The 17,558-nt window shown below is 70.4% G+C and carries 14 protein-coding genes and 1 pseudogene; 6 read left to right on the forward strand and 9 right to left on the reverse strand.

Going from position 1 to position 17,558, the window contains the following annotated elements; translation table 11 throughout:
• Positions 1 to 221: 221 nt before the first annotated feature.
• The 7 genes from serC to AB0I51_RS04680 all read right to left on the reverse strand — a co-directional run bounded on the left by serC (position 222) and on the right by AB0I51_RS04680 (position 7,064).
• The gene (gene serC / locus AB0I51_RS04650) at positions 222 to 1,340 is read right to left on the reverse strand and encodes a phosphoserine transaminase (RefSeq protein WP_362971382.1); all 1,119 of its coding nucleotides are present in this window, start codon (positions 1,338 to 1,340) and stop codon (positions 222 to 224) included.
• An 87-nt stretch (positions 1,341 to 1,427) separates the two neighbouring features.
• On the reverse strand, positions 1,428 to 2,642 hold the full coding sequence (locus AB0I51_RS04655; RefSeq protein WP_362971384.1) for a cytochrome P450: 1,215 nt from the start codon (positions 2,640 to 2,642) through the stop codon (positions 1,428 to 1,430).
• A gap of 53 nt (positions 2,643 to 2,695) precedes the next feature.
• Positions 2,696 to 3,901 carry a cytochrome P450 gene (locus AB0I51_RS04660; protein WP_362971386.1) on the reverse strand — a complete coding sequence of 402 codons (1,206 nt, stop codon included), beginning with the start codon at positions 3,899 to 3,901 and terminating at the stop codon, positions 2,696 to 2,698.
• Positions 3,898 to 4,536 (reverse strand): ATP/GTP-binding protein, encoded by a 639-nt coding sequence (locus AB0I51_RS04665; RefSeq protein WP_362971388.1) that lies wholly within the window; start codon positions 4,534 to 4,536, stop codon positions 3,898 to 3,900. Before AB0I51_RS04665 ends, AB0I51_RS04660 begins: the two co-directional genes overlap by 4 nt.
• Positions 4,517 to 4,861 (reverse strand): DUF742 domain-containing protein, encoded by a 345-nt coding sequence (locus AB0I51_RS04670; RefSeq protein WP_362971390.1) that lies wholly within the window; start codon positions 4,859 to 4,861, stop codon positions 4,517 to 4,519. Before AB0I51_RS04670 ends, AB0I51_RS04665 begins: the two co-directional genes overlap by 20 nt.
• Positions 4,858 to 5,265, reverse strand: a complete 408-nt coding sequence (locus AB0I51_RS04675; RefSeq protein ID WP_266771250.1) for a roadblock/LC7 domain-containing protein — start codon at positions 5,263 to 5,265, stop codon at positions 4,858 to 4,860. Before AB0I51_RS04675 ends, AB0I51_RS04670 begins: the two co-directional genes overlap by 4 nt.
• Positions 5,262 to 7,064, reverse strand: a complete 1,803-nt coding sequence (locus AB0I51_RS04680; protein ID WP_362971392.1) for an ATP-binding protein — start codon at positions 7,062 to 7,064, stop codon at positions 5,262 to 5,264. The genes AB0I51_RS04675 and AB0I51_RS04680 overlap by 4 nt, the downstream gene beginning before the upstream one ends.
• A 197-nt stretch (positions 7,065 to 7,261) precedes the next feature.
• On the opposite strand from AB0I51_RS04680, the gene AB0I51_RS04685 reads away from it, so the two are divergent.
• Together AB0I51_RS04685 and AB0I51_RS04690 are read left to right on the forward strand one after the other, a co-directional pair.
• The gene (locus tag AB0I51_RS04685) at positions 7,262 to 10,114 is read left to right on the forward strand and encodes an FAD-binding and (Fe-S)-binding domain-containing protein (RefSeq protein WP_362971394.1); all 2,853 of its coding nucleotides are present in this window, start codon (positions 7,262 to 7,264) and stop codon (positions 10,112 to 10,114) included.
• A pseudogene (locus tag AB0I51_RS04690) lies at positions 10,111 to 10,866 on the forward strand (metallophosphoesterase family protein); the annotation flags it as partial. The gene AB0I51_RS04685 and the pseudogene AB0I51_RS04690, both read left to right, overlap by 4 nt.
• A 464-nt stretch (positions 10,867 to 11,330) precedes the next feature.
• On the opposite strand, the gene AB0I51_RS04695 reads toward AB0I51_RS04690, so the two are convergent.
• Both AB0I51_RS04695 and AB0I51_RS04700 read right to left on the reverse strand, forming a co-directional pair.
• Positions 11,331 to 11,861, reverse strand: coding sequence for a helix-turn-helix domain-containing protein (locus tag AB0I51_RS04695; protein ID WP_362971396.1), 531 nt, complete (start codon positions 11,859 to 11,861; stop codon positions 11,331 to 11,333).
• Between the two features lie 80 nt (positions 11,862 to 11,941).
• Complete coding sequence (locus tag AB0I51_RS04700) at positions 11,942 to 12,490, reverse strand: N-acetyltransferase (RefSeq protein ID WP_362971398.1); 549 nt, start codon at positions 12,488 to 12,490, stop codon at positions 11,942 to 11,944.
• Between the two features lie 206 nt (positions 12,491 to 12,696).
• Between AB0I51_RS04700 and AB0I51_RS04705 the strand changes: the two genes are divergently transcribed.
• From AB0I51_RS04705 to AB0I51_RS04720, 4 genes are all read left to right on the forward strand, one after another.
• Positions 12,697 to 13,821, forward strand: coding sequence for a peptidoglycan bridge formation glycyltransferase FemA/FemB family protein (locus AB0I51_RS04705; protein ID WP_362971401.1), 1,125 nt, complete (start codon positions 12,697 to 12,699; stop codon positions 13,819 to 13,821).
• A 248-nt stretch (positions 13,822 to 14,069) separates the two neighbouring features.
• Positions 14,070 to 14,198: a hypothetical protein gene (locus tag AB0I51_RS04710; RefSeq protein ID WP_317882125.1), complete on the forward strand. Its 129-nt coding sequence runs from the start codon at positions 14,070 to 14,072 to the stop codon at positions 14,196 to 14,198.
• A gap of 112 nt (positions 14,199 to 14,310) precedes the next feature.
• The gene (locus AB0I51_RS04715) at positions 14,311 to 16,386 is read left to right on the forward strand and encodes an ABC transporter ATP-binding protein (protein WP_362971888.1); all 2,076 of its coding nucleotides are present in this window, start codon (positions 14,311 to 14,313) and stop codon (positions 16,384 to 16,386) included.
• Between the two features lie 173 nt (positions 16,387 to 16,559).
• Positions 16,560 to 17,480, forward strand: a complete 921-nt coding sequence (locus tag AB0I51_RS04720; RefSeq protein WP_362971403.1) for an EamA family transporter — start codon at positions 16,560 to 16,562, stop codon at positions 17,478 to 17,480.
• Positions 17,481 to 17,558: the final 78 nt, after the last annotated feature.

Consider the following 17,558-nt stretch of genomic DNA (forward strand, 5'->3'; position numbering starts at 1 on the left):
AGGGTGCGACGCGGCAGGTTCGACCGGTGGAGCGGGGTGGGAGTTGTTCTCTGTGCCTTCCCTGTTACGCGGCTGTGGCGGGGGGTTGATTTGTCCCGGTTCCGGGTTCACCTCGATGTCGGGCGTACGCCGCCCGCCGTCTTCTACGACACCGAAGGCGCCCCGCAACCAGCTCCGCGGGGCGCCTTCGGTGTCGTAGCCGAAAATTCGTGGCCGAGAAGTCAGAGCTTCTCGATCACATAGTCGATGCACTTCGTCAGCGCCTCGACGTCCGCCGGGTCGATCGCCGGGAACATCGCGACGCGGAGCTGGTTGCGGCCGAGCTTGCGGTACGGCTCGGTGTCGACGATGCCGTTGGCGCGCAGGACCTTGGCGATCGCCGCCGCGTCGATCTCGTCGGCGAAGTCGATGGTGCCGATGACCTGCGAGCGCTTGGTGGCGTCCGCGACGAAGGGGGTCGCGTACTTGGAGCCCTCGGCCCAGCTGTAGAGGCGGCTGGAGGAGTCCTTCGTGCGGGCCGTCGACCAGGCCAGGCCGCCCTGGCTGTTGATCCACTCAAGCTGCTCGTTGAGGAGGAACAGCGTGGCCAGGGCCGGGGTGTTGTAGGTCTGGTTCTTGCGCGAGTTGTCGATCGCGGTCGGGAGCGAGAAGAACTCCGGGACGTGGCGGCCGGAGGCGTGGACGCGCTCCGCGCGCTCGATCGCGGCGGGGGAGAAGACGCCGATCCACAGGCCGCCGTCGGAGGCGAAGGACTTCTGCGGAGCGAAGTAGTAGACGTCCGTCTCGGCGATGTCGACCGGCAGGCCGCCCGCGCCCGAGGTGGCGTCCACCAGGACCAGCGCGCCCTCGTCGGCGCCCGCGACGCGCTTGATGGGCGCGGCCACACCCGTCGACGTCTCGTTGTGCGTGAACGCGTACACGTCGACGCCCGCCTCGGCGGCCGGCTCCGGGTGCGTGCCGGGGTCGGAGGAGATGACGGTCGGCTCGGCCAGCCACGGGGCCAGCTTGGCCGCCTTGGCGAACTTGGAGCTGAACTCGCCGAAAGTCAGGTGCTGCGACTTGTTCTCGATGAGGCCGTGGGTCGCGATGTCCCAGAAGGCCGTCGAGCCGCCGTTGCCGAGGACGACCTCGTAGCCCTCGGGGAGGGAGAAGAGCGCGGAGACGCCCTCGCGCACCTTGCCGACCAGGTTCTTCACCGGGGCCTGGCGGTGGGAGGTGCCCAGCAGAGACGTACCGGTGGCGGCCAGCGCGTCCAGCGCCTCCGTCCGCACCTTGGAGGGGCCAGCGCCGAACCGTCCGTCGGCGGGCTTGATGTCAGCGGGAATCTCGATATCAGCCACGAGCCGGAGCGTATCCCCTCGGTGAAACCGGACGGAAACGCGTCCGTTCGATGAGACGACCGCTCCGGCCCCTGGACCGACGATGATCTACGACGTCAGCCGCACCGGCAGCTCGAAGATGTCGTTCTGCGTCACCACCGGCTTGTTGCGAAGCTCGGACGCCGGGACCGCCAGGTCCAGGTGCGGGAAGCGCTCGTAGAGGGCCGGCAGGGCCACGTCCGCCTCCAGCCGGGACAGGGCCGCGCCGGGGCAGACGTGCGGGCCGTGGCCGAAGGAGATGTGCCGGTTCTCGCTGGTGCGCGTGATGTCGAACTCGCCGGCCGTCGGGCCGTGGGCCTGCTCGTCGCGGCCGATCGCGGCGTACGACACGATCAGCGCGTCCCCGGCCGGGAGGACCTTGTCGCCGACCTGGACGTCCTCCGTGGCGAAGCGGATCAGGACGTGCGAGGTGGGTGTGGAGTGGCGCAGGGTCTCCTCGACCACCGAGGACCAGTCGGCCTCGCCGGCCAGCACCAGGGCGCGCTGGACGGGGTGCGTCGACAGGTTGACGACCGCGTTGACGATCAGCGAGATCGTCGTCTCGTGGCCCGCCGCGACCATTAGCTGCAGCGTGGAGACGATTTCCTCGTCGGTGAGGTGGTCGCCGTCCTCGGAGGCCGCGATGAGGGCCGAGGTCAGGTCGTCACCCGGCTCCGCGCGCTTCGCCGCGACCGTCTGCGCCATGATGCCCGCGAGCTCCGTCAGCGTCGCGATCACCTCGGCCGGCGGCGTCTGCGTCGAGAAGAACTTCTCGAACAGCTCCTTCAGGCGCGGGAGTTGCGACTCCGCTATGCCCATGAGGTCGGCGATGACGTACATGGGCAGCGGATACGCGAACTCCGCCTTGAGGTCCACGACTTCACCCTCGGCCGCCTCGACTCCGTCGAGCAGGCCCTCCGTCAGCTTCGCGATCCGCTCCCGCATCTGCTCCACCCGGCGCGGGGTGAGCGCCTGCGCGACCAGCGTGCGCATCCGGCGGTGGTCGGCGCCGTCCACGGTCAGCATGGAACGGCCCGGGTTCGCCAGCCCGATCAGCGGCCAGTCCGGGGGTATCTCCCCGCGCTGCCAGGCCCCCCAGACATTGATGTCCTTCACCAGCCGCGGATCCGTGAGCAGCTGTTTCGCCTCGGCGTGATGGGTCACGGCCCATACGGGCACCCCACCGGGGAGTTCTACGGCGGCCAGCGGACCGGCCGCGCGAAGCCTGGCGCTCTCGCCGTCCAGGTCGCCGACGAAGGGGTCCAGAACGATGCGCGTGCTCATACGGGCGTGCCTCCAAGGGCAGGGCTCGAAGATCGGAAGTCGGAACTCGGAACTCAGAGCGCGGGTACGGGCGTGAACCGCACCGGCAGCGCGGTCAGTCCCCGCAGCCACGGCGAGGGCCGGCGCGTCAGGGACTCGGCGGGGACCGCCAGGTCGATGTCGGGCAGCCGGTCCAGTACGACCTCGATGCCGGTCCGCGCGATGACCTCGGCGACCTCCTGCGCGGGGAACGGACACCGGTGCTCCCCGTGTCCGAAGGAGAAGTGCGCGTTGTTGCCGCCGGTGAGCGCGGAGCCGTCGGTGCGGACCTGCGGGTCGGAGTTGGCGCCCTGGAGGCCGAGCAGCAGCAGGTCGCCGGTGCGGATGCGCCGGCCGCCGAGCTGGGTGTCGCGGGAGGCCCAGCGCCCGGCCACGTTCTGGGTCGGGGTGTCCTCCCACAGGACCTCGTTCATCGCCTCGGCGACACTGTTGCGGCCACCGAAGAGGGAGGCCGCGAAACGGTCGTCGGTCAGCATCAGGCGCAGCGAGTTGCCGATCCAGTCGGCGGTCGGCTGGTGACCGGCCGCCATCATCACCATCAGGTCCTGGGCGATCTCCACGTCGTCGAAGCCGGACTCGTGCGCCAGCATCCGCGATACGACGTCGTCGGCCGGCTCGTCCTTCCGGTCGGCCAGCAACCGCCCCATGGACGTGGCGAGATGGGTCTGCCCGGCGATCGCGCGATCCCGGCCGTCGATCATGTCGTTGAGCGCGGTGACCAGACCCGGACCCTGCTCGTCCCGGAAGCCGTAGAGCCGGGCCAGCACCCGCACCGGCAGCAGCATCGCGTAGTCGCCGACGATGTCCGCCTCGCCCTTGGCGCAGATCCCGTCGATCAGCTCGTCCGCGAACTTCTCGGCGTACGACCGCAGTTCGGAGGGGTCCACGGCCTCCAGCGCGTCGCTGATCATGCCGACGCGCTCACGGTGCCGTTCGCCGACCGTGTACAGGATCGACGGCTGCTTGCGGCCGATCATCGGCAGCAGCGGCCAGTCGTCGGGGATGTGGTCCCACTGGCTCCACAGGTCCGAGTCACGGCTGAACAGGACCGGATCTCCGGTGACCTGGTGCAGTTCGCGGTAACCGAGCACCAGCCAGGCCGGGATGCCGCCGTCCAGCACCACGGGCGTCACGGAGCCGTGCTCGCGCCGCATCTCCCGGTACAGCCGCGCCGGTTCGGTCTGGAACCTGGGTCCACTCAGCGGTACGGGCGCGGTCACAGGGCCAACTCCTGGTGGGGGACGGGGACTTGGAGACGGGCGGGACCCTGGGTGCCGTAGGAACTCCTGACGTGCTCGACCAGGGTGATCAGGACCTGTTTCGCGGACGCGCGGGAGCGGGCGTCGCACTCCAGGAGGGGGACGTGCGGGTCGAGGTCGAGGGCCTCGCGGATCTGCTGCGGGGTGTAGGCGGGGCCGCCGAAGTCGTTGCAGGCCACGATGAAGGGGGTGCCGTGGTGTTCGAGGCGGTCGATGGCGTACCAGGAGTCGCCGATCCGGCGGGTGTCGACGAGGACGACCGCGCCGAGCGTGCCGGAGAACAGGCGGTCCCAGAGGAACCAGAAGCGTTCCTGGCCGGGGGCGCCGAACAGGTACAGCACATTGCGGGCGTCGAGCGTGATGCGGCCGAAGTCGAAGGCGACGGTCGTCGCGGACTTGCCGCGCACCTCGCTGATGTCGTCGACGGCCTCGCCGGCCTTCGTCATCGTCTCCTCGGTGTTGAGGGGACGTATCTCGCTGACCGAACGGACCAGTGTGGTCTTGCCGACGCCGAAGCCGCCGACGACCACGATCTTGATGCCGTTGTCGGCGGAGGCACCCAAGGGGGTGCGCGCGTCAGAGGTTGCGGAGTCCAACGAGCACCTGTTCCAGGACGTCGGGATCGGACACGGCCCTCCGCGGATGCCGGGCACTGACCCGGCCGGCCGCGAGAAGGTCGGAGAGGAGGATCTTGGTGATGCTCACCGGGAGCCGCAGTTCGGCCGCCAACTCCACCACCGCGGTGGGGTGTTCGGTGAGCCGCAGGATCGCCGCGTGCTCCGACTGCATACCGGTCACCGGATCGTCCTCGGCGACCACGAGGGTCACCAGGTCGAACGGGTTGTCCGGTGCGGAACGGGTGCGGCCTCCGGTGAGCGTGTAGAGGCGGTCGGGTGAGTCGTCCCTGCCGGGGCGGCTCATGACGTACGGGGTTCCGCGCGCAGGTGCTCGCCGAGCTGCTCGACCAGCTCGCTCATGTTGTGCCCGATCAGACCGGCGTCCGCGTCCTCCGTGGTGACGAGCGCCAGGTGCGCGCCCTCACCGGCCTCGACGATGAACAGCACCCCGCCGTAGAACTCCGTCATCGCGGAGCGCACACCCCCGCTGCCGTCCCCGAACTCCACCGACGCCCCGTGCGACAGCGACTGGATCCCGGCCGCGATCGCGGCGAGCTGGTCGGCCTGGTCGACGGAGAGCTCGGGCGTCCGGCACAGCTTCAGGCCGTCCCGGGACAGCACCAGCGCGTGGCGCGCGCCCGGGGTGCGCTCCAGGAGGCCCTCGATGAGCCAGGTGAGCTTCTCGTCGGCGGTGGTCGTGCCGGTCATGAGGTGGGGTTGCCTTCCGGGTACGGGTGGGTGAGGGACGTGGCGTGTTCGGAGCGCTCCGGCTCCGGCTCCGACTCCGTTACGGACGCGGACGGTTCGGCCGTCGTGCCGAACTCCTTTACCGGTGCCGACCGTTCGGCTGCCGCGCCGGACTCCGGTACGGGCGGCAACTGCTCGGTCATCGCGCCGCGTACGGCCTGGCGGAAGCTGTTGAAGCGGGCGGCCCGGGCCAGGGTGTCGTCGGCCGTGGGCGCGGGGTGCGACAGGGAGGCCGCGGCCTCCGCACGCGCGCGGGAACGCTCGGCCGCCGCCAGCGCCTGGCCCCGGCGCCGCTTGGGCAGGCCTTCCGGGAGGCCGCCCGGAACCTCCGGCCGAGACTCGGCCAGGACCTCGGACAAGGCGTCGGACAGCTCGTCGCGGTCCGGTGACTCGTGCGTGGGGACCGGGTCCGGGTCCAGCTCGGAGCCGGCGCGCGCGGAGGCGTACGACACGCGCAGCTGTCCCGGGACGAGCGGTTCCGGCACGGTCTCCGGCTCCGGGCGCGACACCGCGACCGGCTCGGGAAGCGCGACGGCCTCCTGCGGAGCCGCCGGGGTGTCCTGCGGCACCAGGATGTCCTGCGGTACGAGCATCAGGACACCCGTGCCGCCGCGCGCGGAGGGCCGGTACGACACCTTCAGCCCGTACTTGCGGGCCAGCCGGCCGACGACCGCGAGGCCGAGACGGGTGCCGGTGAGACCGCCCAGCTCGGCGGAGTCGCCGCTCACGGCCCGTTCGGCGCGCCGGAGTTGGATGTCACCCATGACCAGTCCGCTGTCCTCCACCGAGAGGATGACACCGGCGGGCACTTCTTCGACGTAGACATGCACCTCGGCGGTCGGCGGCGAGAAGTTCGCGGCGTTGTCGAGGAGTTCGGCGAGCGCGTGCATCACGCCCTCGGCCGCGTGCCCGGCGACGGCGGCATCGCTCGCGGAGTGCACCCGCACCCGCTGGTAGCCGCTGATCCGGCCCATCGCGCCGCGCAGGATCGACTCCATGGCGATCGGGCGGGCCCAGCGGCGGCCGGAGCGGGCGCCGGTGAGGACGGCGACGGAGTCGGCGAGACGGCCCGCCTGCGCGGTGCGGTGGTCCAGGTGCAGCAGGTCGGCGAGGACGTCCTCGTCGGAGTGCCGCTCCTCCATCGCGCGCAGGTCGGCGAGCATGCCGGTGGCCAGCGCCTGCATACGGCCCGCCGCGTTGGCGGTCGCGGAGAGCGCGGCGGCGCGCTCGTGGGAGTCCCGGCGGGCCCGTTCGGCCAACTGCTTGTTCTCGGCGGTCAGTCGGGCCCGCTCCAGGGTGGATTCCTCCGTGAGGCGGCTGCGCTCCTCCGCGAAGGACGTGGTGAGCCGCATCCGCTCCTGGGAGAACTCGGAGGTCAACCGGGCGCGTTCCTGCGTGAGTTCCGCGGTCAGCCGAGCCCGCTCATGGGTCAGCTCCTCGGTCAGCTGAACGCGCTCGCGGTCCAACTCCGTGCTCAGCCGCGCCCGTTCCTGCAGCAGCCGGCCCGCGTCCAGGGTGACGGCCTCCAACCGGCGGCGGGTGACACGCGCGGTCTGGTAGGCGTGCGCGGCGGCCGCGACGGCCGCGCACAGCAGCAGCGCGCCGGCGCCGGCCGCGCAGGCGACCGCGAGGCGCTGCGAACTGGGGGCCACGGAGACCGCGCCGGCGACCGCGAGTCCGGCCAGGACGGCGGTGAGCAGCGGCGCGGGGGCGAGGGTGCGGAAGGTGGGTCGTTCGCCGGGAAGCATGGGGGCGGTCATGAAGGGGGTCCTCGGTCGGTCCTCGGGCGTCTTTGGTCGGGTCCTCTGTCGTCCTCGGTCGTGTCCTCGGGGGGTGCTCGTCGGGTTCCTGGGCGAGAAGCGACACCGGGTGCTCAACTGACGGTCACTATATGAGAGTTAGTGATCGAACTGGGGAGGTTCTGGATGCGTTTACAGAATCCCTTCATGCTGGGGGCATGGCGGATCTTCAGGCTGAGCTGACGAGGACCGTCCGGGGCGAGGTCGGCTTCGACGTCACGTCCCGGGCGCTGACGACGATGGACGCGTCCAACTACCGACGCGTTCCGCTGGGCGTCGTCGCGCCCCGTGACGCCGACGACGTGGCGGCGACCCTCGCCGCCTGCCGGGCGCACGGAGTGCCGGTCGTGGCACGCGGCGGCGGCACCTCCATCGCCGGCCAGGCGACCGGCACCGGCGTCGTCCTCGACTTCACCCGCCACATGAACGGCCTGGTGTCCCTGGACCCCGCCGCCCGCACGGCCGTCGTCCAGCCCGGCCTGGTCCTCGACCGCCTCCAGCAGGCCGCCGCCCCACACGGGTTGCGCTTCGGCCCCGACCCCTCGACGCACAGCCGCTGCACCCTCGGCGGCATGATCGGCAACAACTCCTGCGGCTCCCACTCGGTCGCCTGGGGCACGACGGCGGACAACGTGAGCGAGCTGTCGGTCCTCACCGCACGCGGCGACGCCCTGCGCCTCGGCCGCGACTGGACGGGCGCCCCATCGGGTCTACGCCCCCTCGTGGAGGGCGAGTTGGCCCGCCTGCGCACCGGCTTCCCCGACCTCCCCCGCCGTATCTCGGGCTACGCCCTGGACGCCCTCCTCCCCGAGAAGGGCGCCGACGTCGCCCGCTCCTTCTGCGGCAGCGAGGGCACGCTGGGCATCCTCACGGAAGCGGTCGTACGACTCGTCGAGGCACCCCGCGCCCGTGCCCTCGCCGTGCTCGCGTACGCCGACGAGAGCGCGGCGGCGCAGGCGGCGGCGGGCCTGCTGGTCCACGGGCCGCTCACGGTCGAGGGGATGGCCGCCGACCTGGTGCGGTCCACGGCCGACCTCCCCCGGGGCGGCGCCTGGCTGTTCGTGGAAACGGGCGGCGACACGGCGGCCGAGGCGCACGCGCGCGCCGGGGCGATCGTCCGCGCGGCCGACGTCGTCGACTCCCTCGTGGTGACGGACCCGGCAGTCCAACGCGCGCTGTGGCGCATCCGTGAGGACGCCAGCGGTACGGCGACACGGATGCCGGACGGCTCCGAGGCGTGGCCCGGCTGGGAGGACTGCGCGGTACCACCGGCTCAACTGGGCACGTATCTGAGGGACTTCAGGGGGTTGTTGGGGACATACGGCCTGCGCGGCACGCCCTACGGCCACTTCGGGGACGGCTGCATCCACGTCCGCATCGACTTCGACCTGCTGACCGAGCCGGGCATCGGCCGCTTCCGCCGCTTCTCCGAGGACCTGGCCGACCTGGTGGTGGCCCACGGCGGCTCCCTCTCCGGCGAACACGGCGACGGCCAGGCCCGCGCGGAGCTGCTGCCGAAGATGTACGGCGACGAGATGGTGACCCTCTTCGAGCGGGCGAAGGAGGTATGGGACCCGGACGACCTCCTCAATCCCGGGATGCTGGTGAGGCCCGCCCCCCTCGACACGAACCTCCGCTTCGCCGTCCTGCCCCGCGAACCGGTGGACGTGGCCTTCGGCTATCCGTCCGACGGCGGCGACTTCGCGGCGGCGGTACGGCGCTGCGTGGGGGTCGCCAAGTGCCGTACGGCAGAGGTGTCCGGGGCCTCGGTGATGTGCCCGTCGTTCCGGGCCACCGGCGATGAGGCGCACTCCACGCGCGGGCGGGCCCGGCTGCTGCACGAGATGCTCGCGGGCGAACTGGTCACCGACGGCTGGCAGTCGACGGAGGTCCGGGACGCGCTGGACCTGTGCCTGTCCTGCAAGGGCTGCCGCACGGACTGCCCGGTCGGGGTCGACATGGCCACGTACAAGGCGGAGTTCCTGCACCACCACTACGGAGGCCGGCGTCGGCCCGCGTCCCACTACACGATGGGTTGGCTGCCGCGCTGGCTCCGGCTGGTGGCACGCACCCGCACCGCGTGGCTGGTCAACTCCCTCGCCTCGGTGGGGCCGTTGGCGGCCCTGGCGAAACGGCTGGGCGGGATCGCGGGGGAGCGGGAGATCCCGCGGGTGGCGGGAGTGCCGTTCACGCGGGCGTGGCGGCGCGAGGTCCGGGCGGAGTCACGGCGGAACACGCATGACGGAGTGGAGTACGTGGAGACGCCCGCCCGCGGCCATGTCCACCTGTGGCCGGACACCTTCACGGAGCACCTCTCACCGTCCGTCGGCCACGCGGCCGTGCGGGTACTGGAGGCGGCGGGACTGGGCGTGCTCCCCGTCCTGCCGGTGATGGCGGGGAAGCCCGTCTGCTGCGGACTCACGTATGTGTCGACGGGCCAACTGAACCGCGCCCGCGAGGTCATGCGCCGCACACTGGACGGGATGGGCGTGTTGGTGGCCGCCGAGGGCGCCCCGCCCGTGGTCGTCCTGGAGCCGAGCTGCGCCGCGGCGCTCCGCACCGACCTTCCCGAACTCCTCCCCGACGACCCCCGGGCGGCCCGCCTCGCCGCCTCGGTCCTCACCCTCGCCGAGGCCCTGGAACGCCTCGCCCCCGACTGGACCCCGCCCCGAGTCGACCGCCCGGCCGTCGGCCAGACCCACTGCCACCAGCACGCGGCACTCGGCGACACCGCGGACCGCAGGCTGCGCGCGGCGGCCGGCATCACGGGCGAACTGTCCGGCGGCTGCTGCGGGCTGGCGGGCAACTTCGGCTTCGAGAAGGGGCACTACGAGGTGTCGGCGACCTGCGCGGAGGAACAACTCCTCCCCTCCGTACGGGAGGCCCCGCAGAACGCGGTGGTCCTGGCGGACGGCTTCTCGTGCCGCACGCAGTTGGAACAGCTGGCAGGGGTACGGGGCAGGCACCTGGCCGAGGTCCTGGCGGAGGCGTTGGAGGCGGACGGAAAGTGACTGGCGAACTGGACCGGGTAGCGGTCCTCTCCGACATCCACGGCGTGCTCCCCGCCCTGGAGGCGGTCCTCGCCGAACCGGAGGTGGCCGCCGCCGACCGCGTCGTTCTCACCGGCGACATCACGGCCGGCCCCCAACCGGCGGAAGTCGTAGACCTGTTGCGCGAGCAGGACGACCGAGCCCTGTGGATCTCGGGCAACGCGGACCGCGAACTGGTCGAGTACCGCAGAGGCGAACGCACCGAAATCCCCGACCCGATCGCCCCCTGCGCGGCAACGGCCCTCCGCCCCGACCAGATCGACTTCCTCGCCACCCTCCCCGCAACCCTGACCCTCTCGGTCCGAGGCCTGGGCAAGGTCCTCTTCTGCCACTCGACTCCCCGGGACGACGAGGAAGTCGTCCTGGTCGACACTCGCTCGTCCCGCTGGGCAGAGGTCCTGGCCGACCTCGCCGAAGACATCCGCACAGTGGTCTGCGGCCACACCCACATGCCGTACGTCCGCCTCGCCCACGGCCGCCTGATCGTCAACCCCGGCAGCGTCGGCATGCCCTACGGCCGCACCGGCGCCCACTGGTGCCTGCTGGGCCCCGGCACGGACCTGCGCGTCACGCCGTACGACATCCCCACCGCGATCACCCGCCTCGTCCGCGAGTCCGCCTACCCGGAGATCGCCGACTGGGCGGACTACTACCTCAACGCACGGGCCTCGGACACGGAGGCACTGGAGACGTTCGGACCGCGGGACGGGCGACGGGGAGAAGCTGTGGTTCAGGGAGACGAAGTGGTCAGGGCCCTGCTGACGACGATGGCGACCTTGGAGGACCTCGTCGAGGCGGGGCACGACTCGCATGCGGCGTTGAGCACCCTGGAAGAGGTCGCCCATGAGCTCGGCATGATGGATTCGGCCGAGCGCGGGCGGTTCACCGAGGCGTTGGAGCGCATCGCCGCGAAGGAGCCGGGCCGGTCCGCCTGGATCAGGGGCGTTCCCCATGCACTGGGAGGGCCTGGTGGCCGAGGCCGGACTTGACCTCCAAGCGCCTACTCGTCAGCGGCGTGCTCGTGCCGCCAGAGGACGTGGCGGCGGATCATGCTGCCCTGTTCCTTGTGGTGAACTGGGCCTCGATGCGGTGGGCCGTGAGCTGGTGGTCGGCGGGTAGGCGAATTCCACCATGTGCGCCGCGGCCCAGTCGCCGACCAGGGCGTCCTTCTTCGTGGTCAGGTGAGGGGAGAAGCTTGTCCTTGCCCAGGCCGACCTGGCCAACACGTGCCGGGACCCTGTGCGGTCGGGTGTAGGTCGCCCGCCGTCGGGGACGGGGGCTCCCGGTTGGGGCAGGATGCGCAGGCCCTCGTGGCTGATGTCGTCGACCACCCCGCGGCGACCAGGAAGCCGACCGGCTTGGCGGGACTCCGGGTCGAAGACGGCAGACCGCGCTCAGCCGGCTTGGACTTGGCGGTCTTCTTGTTCTCGCGCCGCTCGGGCAGGGCGAACGTTCTTGGCCGACCGTCTCCGAACTTCGGGCAGAGCGCTTCGAAGCCATCGGCGTTGAAGTCGTGGATCCCGTCCCGGACCCGGTCCGCGCTGGTGAAGGCGACCTCGGCGATCTTCGCGACGGGCATGCCCTGCGCGGACAGCGGCATCATCTGGGCTTGCCGCCAGGTCACCACAGACCCAGTGCCTCGGCGGACGATCCGGTGCAGGCGCTGCCCCGCGTCCTCGATCTGGCCGACGCGTACTTGTTCTGCCACCCGGACGGCCTGGCGACATCGCGCCGTCCGGACCAGCAACCGCACGGCGCCTCACGACAGGTGCAGAGGCTCTCGCGGCACTATGCGCTGGGGTCGCGGAGGCCGACTGCGTCGTGCCGCCAGAACGGCTCTGCGTAGACCAGTGTCCCCGTCATCCACGGCTCGTACTCCGGGAGTCTGAGGGCCTGGAAAGCTCCATCTGGAATGCGCAGGGATGGTTTTCGGAAGCCCTGGTCGGCCCCGGGCTCGAAGCCGAAGCGGGAGTAGTAGCTCGGATCGCCCTCCAGGAAGACCAGAGGGACAGCCCGCTCGGCGAGGGTCCGCAGCCCGTGTCGGACCAGGGCCGAGCCGATACCGTGCCTGTGATGCTCGGGCATGACGGCCAATGGGCTGAGCACTTGCACCTCAACCAGTTGCCGAGGGGCATCGAGCAGACTGCGGGTGAACATGATGTGCCCGACGATCTGCCTGTCGAGCTCGGCGACCAGGGAGAGACCGTCCGCGGTCGTGATCGTGTCCCGCAGGGTATCGACCAGGTCGGCCACTACAAGGCCGTGGTCACCGAACGCCCGCAGGTGGAGGTCCCGCACAGACTCTCTGTCGCCCGGAAGTTCTTCGCGAAGATCCATGACCGGAGGGTAAGGGCCCGTCTCAGTCGCTCGCACACGGTTTGAAGCCCGAAGGATTGGCGGTGAGTGACACCGAATTGCACTCGAACGCCCCATCGAGGCGACCGCCACGGTCAAGGCCGGCCACCTCTGCGAGCTGCAGTACGAGCTCCCACCGGAGTGGGCTCCTACGCTGGCGGTTCGATCATCAGTAGGGAGCCCTGCGTATGACCAGCCTCTGCCTCCGGCCCATCACCCGCGACGAACACCTGGCGTTCGTCGCGACCCGCCCCTCCGCCAGTCATATGCAGGTGCCGTCGTGGGGCGAGGTGAAGCCCGACTGGCGGGCGGAGAGTCTCGGGTGGTTCGAGGGGAGTGGGGAGTTGGTCGGGGTCGGGCTCGTGTTGTACCGGCCCGTGCCCAAGTTGAAGAAGTACCTCGCCTATCTGCCCGAGGGGCCGGTGATCGACTGGCACGCCGCCGATCTCGACCGCTGGCTCGACCCGATGCTCGCGCATCTCAAGTCGCAGGGCGCGTTCACGGTGAAGATGGGGCCGCCCGTCGTCGTACGGCGGTGGAGCGCGGACGCGGTGAAGGCGGCGATCGCCGACCCGGACGCGCGGCGGCTGCGGGACGCGGAGCCCACGTCCTACGAACCGCGTGCCTACGAGATCGCCAACCGACTGCGCCGCGCCGGCTGGCAGCAGACGGAGCCCGGGGGAGAGGACGGGTTCGCGGCCGGGCAGCCGCGGTACGTGTTCCAAGTGCCGTTCGCCGGACGGTCGTTGGACGAGATCCACCGAGGCCTCAACCAGCAGTGGCGCCGCAACATCAAGAAGGCCGAGAAGGCCGGCGTGAAGGTGGTCCGGGGCGGCTACGACGAACTCCCCGCCTTCTACGAGCTCTACGCCGAGACCGCCGAACGTGACCGCTTCATCCCGCGCCCCCTGCCCTACTTCCAGCGCATGTGGACCGCCCTCACCACCGAACACCCCGACCGCATGCGCCTCTACCTCGCCCACCACGACGGCGACATCCTCGCCGCGGCCACGATGCTGACCGTCGGCCGGCACGTCTGGTACTCCTACGGCGCCTCCACCAGCCGCAAGCGCGAAGTGCAGCCCAACAACGCGATGCAGTGGCGCATGATGGCCGACGCCCATCAACTCGGCGCCGCCGTATACGACTTCAGGGGCATCACCGACACCCTGGAGGAATCGAACCACCTGCTGGGGCTGCTCCGCTTCAAGGCCGGCGCCGGTGGTGAGGCCGTCGAGTACCTGGGGGAGTGGGACTTCCCCCTCAACCGGCTGCTGCACAAGGCGCTGGACCTCTACATGGCGCGCCGCTGAGGGCCTCGCCTGAGGGCGGAAGCACAGGTTCGTTAAGGCTGTTCTCAGGTTTATTAGAGAACTCTCAGGTTGGCGGACGTCGCTCAGGATTCGCATAGGTATTCACAGCACCTGCTTGCCGTTCGCTTGCCGACTTTGCTGCTTCTTGGCGTCGGGGGCGTGTAAGTTCATCGGTGTCGGGAATTCCCCGGGCGGTAAAACGCTCGACTTTGACGCACAAAATCCTCTGCACAACCTAGGAGTTCGGAATGGGCCTCAACAAGCTCGCCCCGCTGCCCAAGCCCAAGAAGCAGCAGCTGCCGCCCCCGCCCCCGAAGCCCCGCAAGAAGCACGCGCCGAAGCCGCTGCCGAAGCCGCTGCCCGGCCAGGACAGCTGATCCGGCAGTAGTGAGGAGGGCCGACCCACGCAGTCGGCCCTCTTTTCTTTCCTGAATTCGAAAATCCAAAGAATTCTGATGACGGAAAGTGGAGGGCGTTGTGGACATGGATATGGAAGAGGAAGACCTCGAATACGAGGGCGACGAAACCCCCACCATTCCCGCCCGCACGGCTTTCCGCCGTTTCTGGCCGCTCACCGTTGGCCTCAGACGCTGGCTGATCCTCGTCTGGGTGTGCACGGTGGTCGCCGCACTCGCCGAGACCGAGTCGATCCTCCTCTTCAGCGACCTCACCGACCGCGCCCTGGCGAAGGGATCGCTCGCCGCGTTCTGGAGCCCAGCCGTCAAATGGCTGGGTGTCGCGCTCGTCGGCGCGGTCGTCGCCTACGCCGGCAACTCCCTCGCCGCCTGGGCCACCGAACGCTTCGTGATGAGGCTGCGCGAGCATGTCTTCGACCACGTACAGCAGTTGCCGCCGCACTTCTTCCAACGGCACCGCCAGGGCGACCTGTTGTCCCGCCTCACCAGTGACGTCGAGGCGATCGAGACGCTCGTGGTCTCCGGCGTCGTAGGCACCGCTTCGGCCGTCTTCTCCGCACTCTTCTACGCCGCCGCCGCGTTCTGGCTGCGCTGGGACCTCGCCGCGGCCACCTTCGTCCTCGCCCCCCTCTTCTGGCTGGCCGCCCGCCGCTTCTCCGGCTCCATCAAGGACGTCTCGCGCGAGGGCCGGGTCGCCGACGGCGCGATCACCTCCGTCGTCGAGGAGTCCCTCGGCAACATCGTGCTCACCCAGGCCTACGGCCGCCGCGACGCGGAACGCCGACGCCTGAACGAGGAGGCGAGCGCCTGGTTCCGCGCCTCCGTCCGCTCGACCCGCCTCAACGAGGCGTACGAGCAACTCGTCAGCGTCATCGAGACCGTGTGCGTGCTCGCCGTCATCGGCATCGGCGCCTGGGAGATCTCCACCGGCCGCATGACCCTCGGCCAACTCCTCGCCTTCTCCGCCTTCTTGGGCTACCTCTACCCGCCCGTCCGCGGCCTGGCCCAACTCGGCCTCACCATCACCGCCGCCACCGCCGGCGCCGAGCGCCTGATCGAGATCCTGGACGTACGACCGTCGGTCGCCGACCCCGGCCACGGCACGGAGTTCGGCCGTCCCGACGGCACGGTCGAACTCCGCGACGTCTCGTTCAGCTACCCGGGCGCCGACCGGACGGCCCTGGAGGGCCTCTCCTTCACCGTCAACCCCGGCGAGTTGGTGATCGTCACCGGCCCCAGCGGCGCCGGCAAGTCCACGGTCTCCAAGATGCTGCTCCGCTTCTACGACCCCGACGCCGGCGAAGTCCTTCTCGACGGCGTCCCGTTGCGGGACCTCCCGCTCGCCCGCCTGCGCGAGTACGTGACCCTGCTCCCGCAGGAGACCCTCGTCCTGCACGACACCGTCCGCGCGAACATCGCCTGCGGCCGACCCGGCGCGAGCGAACAGGCGATCATGGACGCGGCGATCGCGGCCGACGCCCACGAGTTCATCCTCCGCCTGCCCGACGGCTACGACACGAGGGTCGACCCCAACTCGGCCCGCCTGTCCGGCGGTCAGCTCCAACGGCTGGCGATCGCCCGGGCGATCCTGCGCGACGCCCCGGTCCTCGTCCTCGACGAACCGACGACCGGGCTGGACTCGATGGCCGCCCGGCGGGTCGTGAAACCGCTGCGACGGCTGATGGCCGGCCGTACGACGATCATGATCACCCATGACCTCAACCTCGCCCCCGACGCCGACCGGATCCTGGTCGTCGACCGGGGCCGGATCGTGGAGACGGGGCGGCATGACGAGCTGATGGCGCGGGGCGGGGCGTACTCGCGGCTGCACCGTTCGCAGAACAACGCGGTGATGGACACCGGGGAGTTGCGGTTGCCGTTGTTCGCCGAGGCGGGGGCAGGGGTCGGGGTGGGGGTGGGGGTGGCGGCAGGGGTTCAGTACGCCGTGCCTCCGGTCTTCGTGGAGAGCTGGGCGCCGCAGCCACAGCAGATGCATCAGGCGCAGCAAGTGCAACAGACGCAGCCGGTGTACCAACCTGCGTACGTCGAGGCCGAGTACGCCTCCGATCCGCTCTTCGGGCCTCTGCCCACCACCCTCCCCGACGGTCGGCCGCTGTTCCGTGACGAGGTTCCCTGGAGCGGCATCTGAGTCACTGATCATCCGGAGGGGCAGGCAGGACGGCTCCAGGACAGTTGCATAAAGGGTTCTCACACCTGTCTCAGTCCATTACCATGGACCGAGCAGTGCACCATGATGAACGAACCCCGAACTGATCCCCTGGAAGCGCCGTGAGCATCCCCAGTACGTCTACGACCGCCCCCGTGGCGGCGAGCCCGACCCCGGTTGCCGCCCCTCGCCGGTTCGGTCCGGTGGGCCTCGTGCTGGCCGGGGGGATCTCGGTGCAGTTCGGTGGGGCACTGGCGGTGACGATGATTCCGCGGGCGGGATCGCTGGGTGTGGTGACGCTTCGCCTGCTGGTGGCGGCGGTGGTTCTGCTCGTGGTCTGCCGCCCGAGCCTGCGCGGTCACTCGCGTACGGACTGGGGCACGGTCGTCGTCTTCGGTGTCACGATGGCCGCCATGAACGGGCTCTTCTACCAGTCACTGGCCCGCATCCCGCTGGGACCGGCGGTGACCCTGGAGGTACTGGGCCCACTCGCCCTGTCTGTGCTGACATCTCGGCGTGCGCTGAACGCGGTGTGGGCGGGACTCGCCCTCGCGGGTGTGTTCCTGCTCGGCGGGGGAGGCTTCGGCAGCCTGGACCCTGTGGGGGTGGCCTTCGCGCTGGGTGCCGGCGCCATGTGGGCGACGTACATCGTCTTCAGTGCGTGTACGGGCCGCCGCTTTCCGCAGGCCGACGGGTTGGCGCTGGCGATGGTCGTGGCGGCGGTGGTGTTTCTGCCGCTCGGTGTCGCGGAGTCGGGTACGAGGCTGCTGAACCCTGTGACCATCGCGCTCGGGTCGGCGGTGGCGGTTCTTTCTTCCGTTCTTCCCTACACGCTCGAACTTCTGGCGCTGCGACGGCTGCCTGCTTCCACCTTCGCCATCCTGATGAGCCTGGAGCCTGCCATCGCTGCGACGGCGGGCTTCCTGATCCTGCACCAGGCACTGTCTGTCGCTGAAGTCCTGGCCATTGGGCTGGTTATCGGGGCGAGCATGGGGGCTGTGCGGACTCAGGTGGGGCGGGGGAAGGCGAAGCGGGAGGCGGCTGAGGAGGCTGCTGGGGTTGCTCCTCAGGCGTAGGCGGCCCAACGGCGACTTCACCACACACGTAAACACCATCCCACCCAAATAATGCAAGCACGCTTGATTGTTTCTGGC

This window comes from Streptomyces sp. NPDC050549, from assembly GCF_040655035.1.
Lineage (GTDB): Bacteria > Actinomycetota > Actinomycetes > Streptomycetales > Streptomycetaceae > Streptomyces.